This is a genomic window from Cupriavidus sp. Agwp_2 (assembly GCF_040784895.1).
Lineage (GTDB): Bacteria > Pseudomonadota > Gammaproteobacteria > Burkholderiales > Burkholderiaceae > Cupriavidus.
Window position 1 is genome coordinate 347,804 of sequence record NZ_CP088083.1, and the last position, 15,560, is coordinate 363,363.

Annotated in this window: 14 protein-coding genes and 1 tRNA gene; 3 read left to right on the plus strand and 12 right to left on the minus strand. The window is 66.0% G+C overall.

What is annotated here, in order from left to right:
- Positions 1-101: 101 nt before the first annotated feature.
- From LPA45_RS01660 to LPA45_RS01680, 5 genes are all read right to left on the minus strand, one after another.
- Positions 102-1,055 (minus strand): ribose-phosphate pyrophosphokinase, encoded by a 954-nt coding sequence (locus LPA45_RS01660; RefSeq protein ID WP_116317014.1) that lies wholly within the window; start codon positions 1,053-1,055, stop codon positions 102-104.
- A 95-nt stretch (positions 1,056-1,150) separates the two neighbouring features.
- A tRNA-Gln gene (locus tag LPA45_RS01665) sits at positions 1,151-1,227 on the minus strand.
- 59 nt (positions 1,228-1,286) lie between these two features.
- A complete protein-coding gene (gene ispE / locus LPA45_RS01670) occupies positions 1,287-2,165 on the minus strand; it encodes a 4-(cytidine 5'-diphospho)-2-C-methyl-D-erythritol kinase (protein WP_367394835.1) in 879 nt (292 codons plus the stop codon).
- Positions 2,162-2,770: a lipoprotein insertase outer membrane protein LolB gene (gene lolB / locus LPA45_RS01675; protein WP_116317809.1), complete on the minus strand. Its 609-nt coding sequence runs from the start codon at positions 2,768-2,770 to the stop codon at positions 2,162-2,164. The genes ispE and lolB overlap by 4 nt, the downstream gene beginning before the upstream one ends.
- A gap of 124 nt (positions 2,771-2,894) precedes the next feature.
- Positions 2,895-4,862: a tetratricopeptide repeat protein gene (locus LPA45_RS01680; RefSeq protein ID WP_233527940.1), complete on the minus strand. Its 1,968-nt coding sequence runs from the start codon at positions 4,860-4,862 to the stop codon at positions 2,895-2,897.
- A 140-nt stretch (positions 4,863-5,002) separates the two neighbouring features.
- On the opposite strand from LPA45_RS01680, the gene mutM reads away from it, so the two are divergent.
- From mutM to mutY, 3 genes are all read left to right on the plus strand, one after another.
- A complete protein-coding gene (mutM, locus tag LPA45_RS01685; RefSeq protein WP_116317016.1) occupies positions 5,003-5,878 on the plus strand; it encodes a bifunctional DNA-formamidopyrimidine glycosylase/DNA-(apurinic or apyrimidinic site) lyase in 876 nt (291 codons plus the stop codon).
- Positions 5,879-6,151: 273 nt separating this feature from the next.
- The gene (locus LPA45_RS01690) at positions 6,152-8,104 is read left to right on the plus strand and encodes a dynamin family protein (protein ID WP_317919947.1); all 1,953 of its coding nucleotides are present in this window, start codon (positions 6,152-6,154) and stop codon (positions 8,102-8,104) included.
- Between the two features lie 180 nt (positions 8,105-8,284).
- Positions 8,285-9,457 carry an A/G-specific adenine glycosylase gene (gene mutY / locus LPA45_RS01695; protein WP_116317018.1) on the plus strand — a complete coding sequence of 391 codons (1,173 nt, stop codon included), beginning with the start codon at positions 8,285-8,287 and terminating at the stop codon, positions 9,455-9,457.
- An 18-nt stretch (positions 9,458-9,475) separates the two neighbouring features.
- Here mutY and LPA45_RS01700 read toward each other — a convergent pair whose 3' ends face one another.
- The 7 genes from LPA45_RS01700 to LPA45_RS01730 form a co-directional block, all read right to left on the minus strand.
- Entirely contained in the window at positions 9,476-10,144 is a 669-nt protein-coding gene (locus LPA45_RS01700) for an LON peptidase substrate-binding domain-containing protein (RefSeq protein ID WP_367394836.1), read from the minus strand.
- Positions 10,145-10,253: 109 nt separating this feature from the next.
- Positions 10,254-11,138 (minus strand): RNase adapter RapZ, encoded by an 885-nt coding sequence (gene rapZ / locus LPA45_RS01705; protein ID WP_116317020.1) that lies wholly within the window; start codon positions 11,136-11,138, stop codon positions 10,254-10,256.
- Positions 11,139-11,259: 121 nt separating this feature from the next.
- Entirely contained in the window at positions 11,260-11,592 is a 333-nt protein-coding gene (locus LPA45_RS01710) for a PsiF family protein (RefSeq protein ID WP_116317021.1), read from the minus strand.
- Positions 11,593-11,769: 177 nt separating this feature from the next.
- Entirely contained in the window at positions 11,770-12,741 is a 972-nt protein-coding gene (gene hprK, locus LPA45_RS01715; protein WP_063236682.1) for an HPr(Ser) kinase/phosphatase, read from the minus strand.
- An 80-nt stretch (positions 12,742-12,821) separates the two neighbouring features.
- A complete protein-coding gene (gene ptsN / locus LPA45_RS01720) occupies positions 12,822-13,277 on the minus strand; it encodes a PTS IIA-like nitrogen regulatory protein PtsN (RefSeq protein WP_116317022.1) in 456 nt (151 codons plus the stop codon).
- A gap of 370 nt (positions 13,278-13,647) precedes the next feature.
- A complete protein-coding gene (gene hpf, locus LPA45_RS01725) occupies positions 13,648-13,998 on the minus strand; it encodes a ribosome hibernation-promoting factor, HPF/YfiA family (RefSeq protein WP_029046778.1) in 351 nt (116 codons plus the stop codon).
- A gap of 48 nt (positions 13,999-14,046) precedes the next feature.
- Complete coding sequence (locus tag LPA45_RS01730; RefSeq protein WP_116317023.1) at positions 14,047-15,525, minus strand: RNA polymerase factor sigma-54; 1,479 nt, start codon at positions 15,523-15,525, stop codon at positions 14,047-14,049.
- Positions 15,526-15,560: the final 35 nt, after the last annotated feature.

The following is a 15,560-nucleotide window of genomic DNA, read 5'->3' on the forward strand; positions in this document are numbered from 1 at the left end:
GACCAGACAGCCTCGTTGCGGCGCTAACAAAGAATCAGCGCCGATCAAGTCACGTTGGCCGCCGTAAAGCGGCTGCCAACGCAGTAAAGCCCTAAATTCTATCAGGAACCCGCAAACAGCGACATGATCGAGTCGCCCTTGACGATGCGGGTGAAGGTCTCGGCCAGCAGCGGTGCGGTCGAGAGCTGGCGGATCTTGCCGCACTTGGCGACTTCTTCCGACAGCGGGATGGTGTCGCACACCACCACTTCGTCCAGCGCCGAGTCGGCGATACGGGCAGCGGCGCCGCCGGACAGCACGGGGTGCGTGCAATACGCGAACACCTTCAGCGCGCCACGCTCCTTCAGCACCTGGGCGGCCTTGCACAGCGTGCCGCCGGTGTCGATCATGTCATCCATGATGACGCAGTTGCGGCCTTCGACTTCACCGATGATGTTCATCACCTCGGCCACGTTGGCCTTGGGACGACGCTTGTCGATGATCGCCAGGTCGCAGTTCAGTTCCTTGGCCAGCGCACGCGCACGAACCACGCCGCCGACGTCCGGCGAGACCACCAGCAGGTCGCCGTAGTTCTTCTCGCGCAGGTCGCCCAGCAGGACCGGCGATGCGTAGATGTTGTCGACGGGAATATCGAAGAAGCCCTGGATCTGGTCGGCGTGCAGGTCCATCGTCAGCACGCGCTCGACGCCGGCGACTTCCAGCATGTTGGCCACGACCTTGGCCGAGATTGCCACGCGCGCCGAACGCGGGCGGCGGTCCTGGCGGGCATAGCCGAAGTAGGGCATGGCGGCGGTGATGCTGCGTGCCGAGGCGCGCTTGAGCGCGTCGACCATCACCATCAGTTCCATCAGGTTGTCGTTGGTCGGCGCGCAGGTGGACTGCAGCACGATGACGTGCTTGCCGCGAACGTTTTCCTGGATTTCAACCTGGACTTCACCGTCGGAGAAACGACCAACCTGGGCCTTGCCCAGCGGAATGCCGAGGTGCTGTACGACAGCCTCCGCGAGTTTGGGGTTGGCGTTGCCGGTAAATACCATCAAGCCTTCGCTGCTCATTCGGGGCACCTGTCTTGCTGCTGGGGGAGCTTGGTGTCACCGGCGAAGCCGGTGACTTGGGATATCGTGTTCCGTTAGGACACTATAGGAAGTAATGGCAGGGGAAGAAGGATTCGAACCTTCGAATGCCGGAATCAAAATCCGGTGCCTTGACCAACTTGGCGACTCCCCTACACAACCGGGCCGTTCTTCGTGGTACCAACCTGCCGTACCGCGCCGAACGATAACTTGCTATGCGAACGCTGCGAGCGGGTGATGTGCCAGACTCCTCACACACCTGCCATCCCATTCGGGAGGCAACCTTTCCAAGACCTGCTGCGCTGTCTTTGCGTCAGAAAAACGCGCAAACACGCAGGCTCCGGAACCGGTCATCCTGGCATGCTGATTGTATTGCTTCAGCCATTCCAGGGCTCGGGCGACTTCGCCGAACTTCGCTGTTGCTATCGGTTCCAGATCGTTGCGACCGAAATCGAATTTGTTTGTGCGAGCAGCGAAGACCGCAATTATGGAGAGCGGCGTATCCCTTGTCAAGCGGGGGTCCGAAAAAATTTCAGCGGTGGGCACATGCTGCTTCGGATGGATGACCACGAACCAACTCTCGGGCAGGTCCACCGCCGTCAGTTGCTCGCCCACGCCCTCGGCAAAGGCGTTCTGGCCGAACACGAACACGGGCACGTCGGCGCCCAACGACAGGCCGATGCGCATCAGTTCTTCGCGCGCCAGGTCCAGGCCCCAGAGGTGGTTCAGCGCCAGCAGCGTGGTCGCGGCATCCGACGAGCCGCCGCCAATGCCGCCGCCCATCGGCAGCACCTTGTCAATTTCGATGTCGGCGCCGAAGGTGGTGCCCGCCGCGGCCTGCAACGCGCGCGCGGCGCGCACGACCAGGTCGCTGTCGGCGGGTACGCCGGGCACGTCGGTGACGCGCGCCACGATGCCATCGTCGCGCCGGCGGAAATGCAGCGTGTCGCACCAGTCGACCAGCTGGAACACGGTCTGCAGCGTGTGGTAGCCGTCGGCGCGGCGCCCGGTCACGTGCAGGAACAGGTTGAGCTTGGCGGGCGCGGGGCAGTCGCGCAGCTCCGCGGGAGGCAGGTTGTTGGCGCGATTCATGGCGTCTGGGGATCGATGACCAGGCGCACCGACAGCGGGTTTGCGGCGGAGTCGCGCGCCAGGTCGATACGGCGCGGCAATGCCGTGGCCGTGCCAGCGGCAGCAGTGTCTTGCCATGCGACATAGCGCACGGTCCAGCCGTTCTGCGCCAGCGTAGCCACGCGTCCCTGCTCGTCGCGCGTGGTGCGCGCCGGCGAGCCCTGCGCGGCACGGCCGTGCAGCCAGTCGCGCATTCCGGCCACCGGCAGCGCGAAGCCGAGCGCTTCTTCCATCAGCGTGTCGACCTCGGGCGCGTTGCGCGGCGGCTGGTTGGGCAGGTCCAGCGTGGCGCCGGACGGCGTGGCGGTGACCACTGCCAGCGTCTGGCCCAGCGGCGAGACCAGGTCGAGCCGCACGTTGCGGCCTTGCTCTTCCCAGCGGAAGCTGCCGGTCACGCCTTCGTCGCGGCCGTAGCGCACGTAGTTTGCCGAGAAGCGGCCGGTGTATTGCTGGCTTGCGCTGGCGTCGCCGGCATCGAAGCCGCGTGTCGGCGCCACGCTGGCGCAGGCCTGCAGCAGCAGTGGGGCGCCCAGGCAAAGCAGTGCCAGGCGTCTGGTTCGGTTCATGGACATGGTCGTGGAGCGGCGGCGCGCGGCCGTAGCCGCGGCCGCCGCACTGGGACGGGAATCCGGTGCCGTGCCTGGCTGTGCAGGCGCGGCTCGCCGGATTTCTCGGTTACGGGGTTACGGATTACTTGGCCAGCTGCACGTCGAATTTGTACCGGCGCAGCGTATCGACCAGGGTTTCGTTCTCGGGATCGATGCGCATGGCCTCGGTCCAGGTCTTGCGCGCTTCGTCGTGCTCGCCGAGCTGCCACAGCACTTCGCCCAGGTGTGCGCCGATTTCAGCTTCGGGCGCCTTGGCGTAGGCGTTGCGCAGCAGGTCGGCGGCGGGGCGCAGCTCGCCCATGCGGAATTTGACCCAGGCCAGGCTGTCCATGATGTATGGATCGTCCGGGCCCAGCTCAGAGGCGCGTTCAAGCAGGCTGCGCGCTTCGGGCAGGCGTTCGTTGCGATCGGCGAGCGAGTAGCCGAGCGCGTTGTAGCCTTGCTTCTGCTGCGGCTGCAGCGCGATCACGCGGCGCAGGCCCTTTTCCATGCTGTCGTAGCGCTTCTGGCGCTCGTCGAGCATGGCCAGCTCGTAGATCCAGTCGGCGTTGTCGGGCTCGGCCGCGACCCGGTCGTCAAGCAGTTTGCGCGCGCGGTCGTAGGCCTTGGTCTCCATCAGCGTGGCCACCTCGGCCTGGCGGATTGCCATGACGCGCTGCGCGCGCTGGCCCGGGTCGGGGATATCCTCGGCGTCGGCAAGCATTTCGCCAAACAGTGCCTGCGCGTCGTCCAGCTTGCCCAGGCGTGCCAGCAACTGCGCGCGCTTGGCGGTGGCAGCCGGGGCCAGGCGGATGTCCTCGATGCGGTCCAGCCACTGGATCGCATTGGTGTAGTCCTTACGTTCCTCGGCGATCTGTGCCAGGTACTGGTAGGCGATGTCGGGATTGGCCGTGGGCTGCTTCTCGACCAGCTGCAGGTACTCCTTCAGGTATTGCTCGGCTTCGTCGTAGTTCTTGGCCTGCAGGCTGGTCAGCCCAAGTGCCAGCGGCACGCGCGGATCCGCGGGTGCCACCTTGCGCAGGGTCTCGAACTCTTGCCGGGCCGCCTGCATGTCGTTGCGCAGCAGGTACAGGCGTGCCAGCGTGATATGGCCGTTGACCGAATCGGGCGACTTGTCGAGGAAGCGCTTGAGGATGGCGACGGCTTCGTCGGGCTCCTTTTCGGCGCGCAGCTCGGCGGCCATCAGCGCGGCAGGCTCATAGCCCGGCCGCAGCTTCAGCGCCTGGTCGAGCGCGGCGATCGCGCCTGGCATGTCGCCGGCAACTTCGCGCGCGCGCGCCAGCGCCAGGTAGGTTTCCGGCAGCTTGGTATCGTTGCGCGTCAGCTCCTGCAGCAGCGTAGCTGCCCCGGCGGGATCACTGGTGCGCGACAGCTGCTGCTGCATCTGCAGGATGGCGTCGCCGCGGTGGCTGGCGGGTACAGCGGTCAGCTGCTGCTGCAGCAGCGGACGGGCGTCGTCCCAGCGTCCGTTCAGTACCAGCAGCGTCGACAGGACCTGCGCGGCAGCGGGCGAATTGGGCGAGATTTCGCGCCACAGCCGCGCCGCATCCAGCGCCTGCTGCGGGACGCGCGCGTTGAAGGCGATCTCGGTGGCGCGCTGCGCGAAGCGCGGGTCGCGGGTCTGCCGCGCCAGTTCGAGGTAGGTGCGGTAGGCCGGGCCGACCAGGCCGCGCTGCATGGAAATTTCGGCCGCCAGCACCATATAGACGATGTCGTCGGTCAGCTCCAGCGACGGCAGCGGGCTGCGTGCCGACTTGCCGGTGCTTCCGGCGGCGGGGCGCGCGTCGTCAGAAGCGGCGAGCTGCAGCGGCGCAACCTGCGCCAGCGGCACGTCGCCGGCGGGAGGTGCGGCATGGGTGGCGCCGGCGGCTATCGCCAGCAGCGCGGCGGCGCCCAGCGCACGTGCGTGGCGGCGGGTTCTGGCAAAGGCTCTCGCGACGCCTGCTGTGCGCGAAAATGCGCCCTCGCGTACGGGTATCCCGCACACAGTGGCTTGCAATGTGGCGTCCGGCATCAAATCCGGCGTCAGGTCCAGCTTCAGGTCCGACATGTATCGAGTGCTCCGGCGCACGCTGGCGAAGGAATGGATAAGGCCATTGTAGCCTGCCGCTACAATGCGCTGCTTGGCGCGCGGGCCCATGGCCCGCAAGGCCGGCAGGAGTTTGGAGCGCTAACCAACGGAGAGGTTCGATGCCTGAATTGCCCGAGGTCGAAGTGACCCGGCGCGGCTTGCTGCCGCACGTTGTGGGACGGCGAATTGAGGCGGTGACGGTGCGCCACCGCGGGCTGCGCTGGCCGGTCGACCCGGACCTCGAAGACCGCCTGTCGCAGCGCGTGGTGCGCCGGATCGAGCGCCGGGGCAAGTACCTGCTGCTCGAATGTGTCAGCGATGAACCCGCCGAGCCGGCCGGCTGGCTGCTGGTGCACCTGGGCATGACCGGCACGCTGAGGGTACTGCCCAAGGCGCCGCCGCCAGGCGCCCATGACCACCTGGACGTGGTGCTGGCTCCTGGTGCCGAGGGCATAGAGGGTGGCCAGGGGCCGGTGGTGCTGCGCTTTCGCGATCCGCGCCGCTTCGGCGCGGTGCTGTGGACCACGCTGCCCGAGCACGAACTGCCATCCCACCCGCTGCTGCGCACGCTCGGCATCGAGCCCTTCGATGCCGCTTTCGACGGCGCCTGGCTGCACCGCCACACGCGCGGCCGCAGTGCCGCCATCAAGACGGTCTTGCTGGCCGGCGGCATCGTGGTCGGGGTCGGCAATATCTATGCGTCGGAAAGCCTGTTCCGCGCCGGCATTCGCCCGACAACCCCGGCCGGCCGTCTCAGCCGCGCGCGTTGTGACCGGCTGGCGCAGGCCGTGCGCGAGACCCTGGCGCAGGCCATCGAGCGCGGCGGCAGCACGCTGCGCGATTTCGTCGGCAGCGACGGCGCCAGCGGCTATTTCCAGCTCGATTGCTTTGTCTACGACCGGGCCGGCCAGCCATGCCGCGTCTGCGCTACCCCGGTGCGCCAGATCGTGCAGGGCCAGCGCTCTACCTTCTACTGCCCGCACTGCCAGCACTGAACGCCGCTGTGGTGATGCGCCGTGTGGCGCACAATGCGCGTCGCCGGCGATTGTCGATGGCTCGGCGCAACACTCAGGCCCGCACGCCACCCGCATGGGACGCGAATTCCACAAAACCGCCGTGGAAACCTGTATCGTGTGCGCAGTCATAAAAAGTTACAAAAATGGAACAGATTGGTCCGCCGGACGACCGCGGCGGGCCGGTAGTGCGGGAACACGGGCGCGCCACCGCTGGCGGCGCCCCGAAGTAAAAACCGAGTCAGCCGAACAGCCATGACAACGCTCGCCCACCAATTCGAACAATACGGCGCCTGGAGAACGGGGGTCCTCCAGTCCCTGGCCGAATTCCAGTCGTGGCTGCAACAGCACGACCTGTATGACGCGCAGGCCGACGATCGCGTGCAGCGGATCCAGAACGTGCTACGCAGCGACCGGCTCAAGGTAGCCTTCATTGCGGAGTTCTCGCGCGGCAAGAGCGAACTGATCAACGCGATCTTCTTTGCCGACTACGGGCGCCGTATCCTGCCGTCATCGGCGGGCCGCACCACGATGTGCCCGACCGAACTGCGTTACGACGAGGCCGAGCCGCCTTGCATCCGGCTGCTGCCGATCGAAACGCGGCTGCAGGACGCCTCCACCGCCGACTTCCTCGAGGCCGGCCCGTCGGCAACGCACTGGCATACGGTGTCGCTCGACCCGTCCTCGCCCGAGGGCATGCTGGAAGCCTTCCAGCACGTGGTCCAGACCGTGCGCGTGCCGCCGCAGCAAGCCGAGGCGCTGGGCCTTTACCACGAGAGCGACCCCGATGCCGCTTACGCGGTCGATGCAGAGGGCATGGTCGAGATCTCGCGCTGGCGCCATGCGGTGATCAATTTCCCGCACCCGCTGCTGCGCCAGGGGCTGGTCATCCTCGACACGCCGGGGCTGAACGCGATCGGCACCGAGCCCGAACTGACGCTGCGCCTCATCCCCGACGCGCACGTGGTGGTGTTCGTGCTGGCCGCCGACGCTGGCGTGACCAAGAGCGACCTGGAGCTGTGGCGCACCCACGTGGACGCCGGCCACCGGCGCGGCTGCCTGGCCGTGCTCAACAAGATAGACGGACTCTGGGACCCGCTGCGCCAGCCTTCCGAGATTGCCAGCGAGATCGCGCGGCAGGTCTCGAGTACGGCGCAGGTGCTGGGCATCGAGCAGGCGCGCGTCTATCCGGTGTCGGCGCAGAAGGGCCTGGTGGCCAAGGTCACGCATGACGATGCACTGCTGGCGCGCAGCGGCTTGCCGGAGTTCGAGCATGTGCTGTCCAACCAGCTGATCCCGCGGCGGCGCGACATTGTCTCCGACCAGGTGCACCGCCAGGCGCAGGACATGGCGCGCGCCGCGCAGCAGCTGCTGCAGAGCCGCCGCCGCGATATCGTCGAGCAATTGTTCGAACTGCGCGGGCTGCGCGGCAAGAACCACGCGATGGTCAAGCACATGCTGATGCGCGTGCAGGGCGAGAAGGAGGAGTTCGAGCAGAGCATCAGCAAGTTCCAGGCGCTGCGGCTGGTGTTCGGCCGCCACAGCGCCGACATCATCAAGAGCCTGCAGCTGCGCGACGTGCGCAGGACCATGCGTACCGCGCGCGAGCAGATGAAGGAGCGCTTCTTCTCGCGCGGCCTGCGCGAGGACATGGATGCGCTGTTCGCCCAGCTCACCGCGCTGGTGACCGATGCGGATAACAAGATCGGCCAGCTGCACCAGCTGATCGAAAGCATGTACCGGCGCTTCAATGCCGAGCATGGCTTCACGCTGCCCGCGCCGATGCAGTTCACCGCCGAGCGCTACGTCGCCGAGCTGCAGGAAACTCTGCGGCTGGTGCATGCGCACTTCGGCACGGTCAGCATGCTGACGCGTTCGCGGCCGCAGCTGGTGGAGAACGCGTTCAGCACCATGGCCAGCCGCGTGCTGGAGAATTTCCGCGACCTGAACCGCGATATCGAGGTCTGGCTCAAGTCGGTGATGACGCCGCTGGAAGCGCAGGTGCGCGAGCACCAGAAGCAGCTGCGCCGGCGCGTCGATTCGATCGAGCGCATCCATGAGGCGACCGATACGCTGGAAAGCCGTATCGCGCAGCTTGAGGAAGTGCTGAACGGGCTGGATGAGCGCAGCGGCAAGATCGAAGGGTTTGCGCTGCGGTTGCTGCGGCCGGCGGCCGGGGCGGAGGAAGCGAGCCTGGCGGTGGCGTGACGGGAAGCGGTTGACGGGATTCGGCTGACGGGATTCGGCTGACGGGATTCGGCTTTCCTGGCCGGTATATCATGTAGCGCCGCGCATAGCGGCGCATTTTTTTTGCTGACAACGTTCGCATCCCCCAGAAATGATGCAACGTCGGTCGTCAACACCAGCCCACACCACAAGCCGTACCCCATGCCCCGCAAGTCCACCCCCCGCGCCACCGCCGCCATTCCCGACGACATCCACGTGCCCCCCGATTTCGGCGCACGGATCGTCAACTGGCAACGCGTCCACGGCCGGCACGACCTGCCGTGGCAGAACACGCGCGACGCCTACCGCATCTGGCTGTCGGAAATCATGCTGCAGCAGACCCAGGTCAGCGCGGTGATCGAATATTTCCAGCGCTTTGTCGCCGCATTGCCGACGGTGCAGGCACTTGCCGCCGCGCCCGCAGACCAGGTGATGGCGCTGTGGGCCGGCCTCGGCTACTATTCGCGCGCGCGCAACCTGCACCGCTGCGCGATGCAGTTGGTCAGCGAGCACGGCGGCGTTTTCCCAACCGATCCCGCGGTGCTGGCCACGCTCCCCGGTATCGGCCGCTCGACCGCGGCGGCGATCGCCGCATTCAGCGCCGGCGTGCGCTCGCCGATCCTCGACGGCAACGTCAAGCGCGTGTTTGCGCGCTGCTTCGGCATCCATGGCCATCCGGGCGAGCGCGCGGTGGAGACGCGCATGTGGCAGCTGGCCGAGATTGCACTGCCCGCAGCGGGCCCGCGCCAGGCCGACGACATGGTCGCCTATACGCAAGGGCTGATGGACCTGGGCGCGACGGTCTGCTCGCGCGGCAAGCCGGCGTGCCTGGCCGATGCCGGCGCCTGCCCGCTGTCCGCCGACTGCGCGGCGCGCCGCGAAGGGCTGACCGGCGTGCTGCCCACGCCAAAGCCGCGCGCCGCGATTCCCGAGCGCAGCACGGTGATGCTGATGCTGCGGCGCGAGCGTGAAGTGCTGTTGCGGCTGCGCCCCGATAGCGGCATCTGGGGCGGCCTGTGGAGCCTGCCTGAAATGCCGGTCGACACCGTGCCTTTCGATGCGGAAGCCGCCGAAATGGCCGCGCTCGACTACGCCCGCGCCTACGGCAAGCCCGTGCGCGCCGCGATGGCGGGTGAGCTGACCCATGTCTTCACGCACTTCCGCCTGTTGATCCGCGCGATTCGCGTCGATGTGGGCGCAGGTGATTTGATGGTGCAGGACAGCGTCACGGAAGCCGGGCAACGCTGGCTCTCGCTCGACGATCTCGACGCGCTGGGAACGCCCGCGCCGGTGCGCAGGCTGCTGGAGGACCAGGCCCGCGGCGGCCTGTTCTGAAGGGGACCGCGGCGCGGGTCAGACGATGTGGTTCTGCCGCATGTAGCGGTGCACGATCTCGATGCGCATGCCCGCATCGGGCAGCGCCATCAGCATCTGCTTGGCCTTCAGCGGCACCGGCAGCAATTCGCACAACCGGTTGGCGACCCAGCTGGGATCGTCCCACAGGTAAGGCTCGTCGAACGGCATCCGGTCGGGTTGCTCGGCATGCAGCCGCGTCACGATGCGGCGCAGCGCATCCAGGCATTCGCCCAGCAGTTCGAGCTTGCAGTCGATGATATCGGCGGGCAGCACCTCCGCACGCGCCACCAGCAGGCCGTCGTCGCGGGTCTCGTGGCTGATGATGTGGAAGCGCTCGCGCCCGCGCGCGCGGATCAGCAGCACGCCGAGCTGCTCCATGTTGCAGTCGACGATCTCGGCCAGGCAGCCCACCATCTCCGGCACGGTTGCCTTGCCGGGCTGCGCCACTTCGTCGCCGCTCTCGATCAGGCAGGCGCCGAACGGGGTGCTGTCGCGCAGGCAGTTGCGCACCATGTCGACATAGCGCGCCTCGAATACGCGCAACGGCAGCCGGCCACCGGGAAAGAGCACGGTGTGCAGCGGGAACAGCGGGAGGTTGTCTAGCGTCTGCGGCTCGGGGTCGGACCCGGCGGACGAGGTGGGGCGGTAAAGGTCAGTGGAAGACATGCGGTGCCAGCGTGCATAAGGGGATGCAAGGGGATGCCAGAATGCAGCAACGGCGCGCCGCCGGACCGTACGCCGCGCCGCCGATGCCCGCAGGCCCGCACGCTTGGCGTCAGCCCGCCGGCGCGAGCTCTCGGTGTCTCACCAGCACATTACCATGCGCGCGGAAATAGTTGGCGAGCCTTTCCGCAATATAGACCGAGCGATGTTGGCCGCCGGTACACCCGATGGCGACGGTCAGGTAGCTGCGGTTGTCGGCAATGAAACTCGGCAGCCACTTTTCCACATAGGCGCGGATATCCTCGGCCATTGCCAGCACCATCGGCTGCGCCTGCAAAAAATCTATCACCGGCGTGTCACGCCCGGTCAGCGGGCGCAGCGCCAGGTCGTAGTAGGGATTGGGCAGCGAACGCACGTCGAACACCATGTCGGCATCGCTGGGCACGCCGTGCTTGAAGCCGAAGGACTCGAACAGCAGCGTCAGGCGCTCGCTGTCGTCGCGGATCAGTTCCTTGATCCAGCTGCGCAGCGTATTGGTGCGCACATTGCTCGTATCGATGCGGTGCGCGGCCTCGGCCAGCGGACTCAGCAGTTCGCGCTCCATCTCGATCGCTTCCATCAGCGCCGTGTCGCTGAGCGCCGGTTCACCACCAGGGCCCTCCTGGTCGGCGGTACGGATCGACAGCGGATGGCGCCGCCGCGTCTCGGAATAACGCTGCACCAGTGCATCGGTGCTCGCTGTCAGGAACACCACCTCGACCTGGTGCTCGCCGGCGAGCGCGCGCACGGTGTCGGGCAACTGGTCGAGCGACTCGCGGCTGCGGATGTCGGTGGCGACGCCCAGGTGCGTGTAGCCCTGGCTGGAAAGGTAGCGTGTCAGTTCCGGGATGAACTGCGCCGGCAGGTTGTCCACGCAGTAATAGCCTGCATCTTCGAGGACGTTCAGTGCGACGGACTTGCCGGAACCGGAAATGCCGGTGATGAGAATGATGCGCATAGCAACTGAAGCATAGCATCAGGTGATGGCCGCGTCATGACAGCAGGATGACGGCGGACCCGCAAACAACAATGGCGAACCTCGCGGTTCGCCATGCCGTGGTTCCTTCCGGGGTCGTACCTCAGGCCGCCTTCGACAGGCACTCCTTCATGTACGCCTTGTATTCGTCGCCCTTCTTACCCTTGCCTTCCTTGCTGCAGGCTGACATCTTTTCCTGCTGGGTCTTGGGCGTGGCGTCCGATTTGGCCGACAGGCACTCCTTCATGAACGCCTTGCGATCGTCCCCCTTCTTGTCGCCGGCCTGCGCATTGCAGGTCTTCATCTTTTCCTGCTGCGCGGTGGGCGCCTTGGCGGCGTCCTTGGCCGGGGCGGCCGGTGCCGACGCCGACTGGGCGAAGGCCACGGATGCCAGCAGCGGGGTGACCAGCGCGCACATCGCGATCAGTTTCTTCATGCTTGCTCTCCTTGGTGTGGAAAACATCGTGGCCGCACGGTGTCAGGGGCTGGCGGCGGCCTTGTAATGGGCTCGATGCCCATTACAGCACAAAACGGAAGACGTCCCTAGCGCGTTGACGGCGGTGGTCGCCGCCGTTGTAAGCAATTGAAAACGGAGCGCTGATGGCCCCGGCGCTCAGAGCAGGCGGCCCTGGCCGCGCGAGACCGCATCGGCCTGCATCGCGGCGCGCTGGCGGTCCATGAAATCGCGCAGCGTGTCGATGCCACGCAGGCGCAGGATGGTGTTGCGCACCGCGGCCTCGACCAGCACGGCGAGGTTTCGCCCGGCCGCCACCTGGATCTTGACCATGTGGATCGGCAGGCCCAGCACGTCGAGGTATTGCGAATCGAGCGGCAGGCGCTCGAACTCGCCGTCGTTGCGGCGCACCAGCTGCACCACCAGCTTGATCTTCATCTTCCGGCGCACCGCGGTCTCGCCGAAGATGGTCTTGATGTCGAGCAGGCCCAGGCCGCGCACTTCTAGCAGGTTCTGCAGCAGCGGCGGGCACCGGCCCTCGATGAAGTCCGGCCCCAGGCGTACGAAGTCAACCGCGTCGTCGGCCACCAGGCCGTGTCCGCGCGATATCAGTTCCAGGCCCAGTTCGCTCTTGCCCAGGCCCGATTCGCCCATGATCAGCACGCCCATGCCGAGGATGTCGAGAAACACCCCGTGCATGGTCACGCGCGGCGCGGAGATGCGCGACAGGTACAGGCGCAGGTGGTCAATCACCGCGGCCGACGACACCGGCGTGGTGAAGAGCGGCGTCGACGAGCGCGTGCAGCGCAGTTCCAGGTCCGGCGGCGGCTCCATGCCATCGGCCACCACCAGGAAAGGCGGCTCCAGCAGGATCAGCTCGCCCATCTGGCGCTTGCGGATATCGTCGTCCAGCCGCTGGTAGTAGGTGATTTCGGGCTTGCCGAGCACCTGGATGCGGTTGGGGTGGATCAGGTTCAGGTGGCCAACCAGGTCCGCGGCAGAGGTGGCTTCGCGGGCGAATTCCACGTCGAAGGCGCGGTCCGCACCTTCCAGGCCGGCCACCCACGAGAGTTTGAGGTCGGCTGCGTTGTCGTCGAAGATGGACTGGGAAGTGACGCCGGTGAGTTCCATGCGGGTATGACGTGTGGGGCGGTGTGCCAGGCGCTGCGCCTGTCCGGTCTGTGCCGGCCCGTTCGGGACAGATCAGGGGATCAGGGGTGCCATTCGGTCAGCAGCTGGTGCACAGCTTCGGAAGTTGGCAAGGTCGCCAGCCCTTCGCGCATGTCGCGGTCTGACAGCAGCTGCGCGATCTCGGACAGGATTTCCAGGTGTTGCTGCGTGGCCTGTTCCGGCACCAGCAGGAAAATCAGCAGCGACACCGGCTTGCCGTCAGGCGATTCAAACGGGATCGGCTCGGCCAAGCGCATGAAGGCGGCCAGCGGCTGCTTCAGGCCCTTGATGCGGCCGTGCGGAATCGCCACGCCGGCGCCGAGCCCGGTGGAGCCCAGCGACTCGCGCGCAAACAGGTTGTCCGTCACGATGGCGCGCGCCACGCCATGGTTGTTCTCGAAGAGGAGCCCGGCCTGCTCGAACACACGCTTCTTGCTGGTGACGCTGACGTCGAGGGTGATGTTGCCGGGTGGCAGCAATTTGGCCAAACGATTCATGGGCGATGCGCAGGATTTCAGTTAGCGGGCGGATCCGCCGTTCCGCCGGGCAGTGGATGGCTCAGAGGCAGCGGATCACCGGCAGCGCCGAGGCGTCCGGCCATTATAGAGCAGCGGCCTCCCTGTGATTGTGCACCGCAGCGCTGCGCCCGTGTGGGTCCGCACCGTAACCGGGCGCGGGGCAGAATGCGGCGCTGCATGTATGGCGCAGCATACACCTTGCTGCGGCCGTTGCGAACACTCCGCCTCAAACGGGTGACAGGCGTTTGCGCACGCGCCACAGCGCTGCAGGCGCAAAAAAGCCGCGCAAATGCGCGGCTTGCCTGTTTTGTCTTGATTCAGCAGCCCTCTGTGGGGCCACCGGGCACGGTCATTGCTGCATCTGCGCTGCGGCCATCTGGTACTTGACCGCTTCGCGGTCGTGGCCCTGCACGCGGTCCTTGTAGCGGAGTACCTGACGGTCTAGCTTGTCGACGAGTGCGTCGATCGCTGCATACAGGTCTTCATGATGCGCTTCAACGAAGATGTCCTTGCCCCTGAGATGTAGATTGATTTCCGCGTATTGCCGACGGTCCTTTTCCTTGTGGTTGTCGACAGAGAGCAGCACGCTAACGCCAATGACCTGATCGAAATGCCTGACGATTCGCTCCAGCTTCGTTTCCACGTACTCACGCAACGGCGGCGTGATGTCCAGGTGGTGTCCACTGATCTTGAAGTTCATAGCGCTTCTCCTTCTGAAAGAGCCTCACCAGGCAGGCGGTGGGCTCGGCTACAAAGACTTGCGGAGATTCACTGCGGGGATCTTCAGGGCTTCGCGATATTTGGCAACGGTGCGGCGTGCGACAACGAAGCCTTGCTCACCCAGCAGTTCGGCGATGCGACTGTCGGAAAGGGGATTCCTCGGGTCTTCGGCTCCTATCAGTTGCTTGATCAAGGCGCGGATGGCCGTTGATGAAGCCGCGCCACCGGTTTCGGTGGACACGTGGCTCCCGAAGAAGTACTTCAGTTCGAAAGTACCCATCGGCGTTGCCATGTATTTATTGGTCGTCACCCGGGAGATGGTTGACTCGTGTAATCCCAGTGTATCGGCAATCTCCCGCAAAACCAAGGGGCGCATGGCGATTTCGCCGTGCGTGAAAAAGTTCTTTTGACGCTCGACAATGGCCTGCGAGACACGCAGGATCGTGTCGAACCTTTGCTGGATATTCTTGATCAGCCAGCGTGCCTCCTGCAGCTTCTGCTGCAGGCCAGCGGTACCTGACTCTCCCTTCGCGCCGCGCAGGATCTGCGCGTACATGTCGTTGATGCGCAGCCTCGGCATCACATCCGGATTGAGTTGCGCGATCCAGCCGCCGCCGCTCTTGCGCACGAACACATCGGGCACGACGAAGTCGGCTTCGGGGCGGCTATACGCGTGGCCGGGGTAAGGTGCCAGCGAGCGGATCAATTCGTGCGCGGCCTTGAGTGCTGGCTCGTCTACCTGCAGCGCTTTCTTCAGTCGCGTGTAGTCGCGCACTGCCAGCAGTTCCAGGTGGTTATGCACGATGTTCAGCGCCAGCTCGCGCTGCGGGTGCTTCAGCCGGCGCAACTGCAGGCCGAGGCACTCGGCGGCATTGCGCGCGCCCACGCCAGGCGGGTCGAAGCTCTGCAGCAGCGTCAGCATGGCCTGCACTTCGTCGATCTCGAACTCGAGTTCTTCGGGCAGTTCTGCGCAGATTTCTTCGAGTGAGGCGCTGAGGTAGCCGTCGTCGTCGAGTGATTCGATCAGGAAGATGGCAAGGCCCTTGTCGCGCACCGAAATCTTCAGCGGCGTCAGCTGTTCCATCAGGTATTCGCGCAGCGTGGGCTCGGCCTCGCGCAGCTGCATCGGCGTCTTCTCGTCTTCGTCGCCTTGCGGGCGGCGCGCGAAGTCGTCCAGGCTCCAGTCGCCGCCATAGTCATCGCCGCTGTTGCTGTCGCCGTAGCTGTCGTCGTCGCCCGCGCCATCGGCGCGCGCCTCGCCGTTGCCTTGCGGTTCGGCTGGTGCCGGGGCCGGCGCGCTCTGCAAGTTGACCGAACCATCGGCAGCCACGCGCAGCGGGCTTTCGATCCAGTCGTTCTCGCGTTCGAGCAGCGGGTTTTCCGTGAGCGCCTGTTCGACTTCCTGCTGCAGTTCCAGCGTCGACAGCTGCAACAGCCTGATCGACTGCTGCAGTTGCGGCGTCAGTGCCAGGTGCTGGGAGAGGCGGAGCTGTAGCGACGGTTTCATGCGACCTATTTTATGCGCATCTTTCCGTTGTTGGA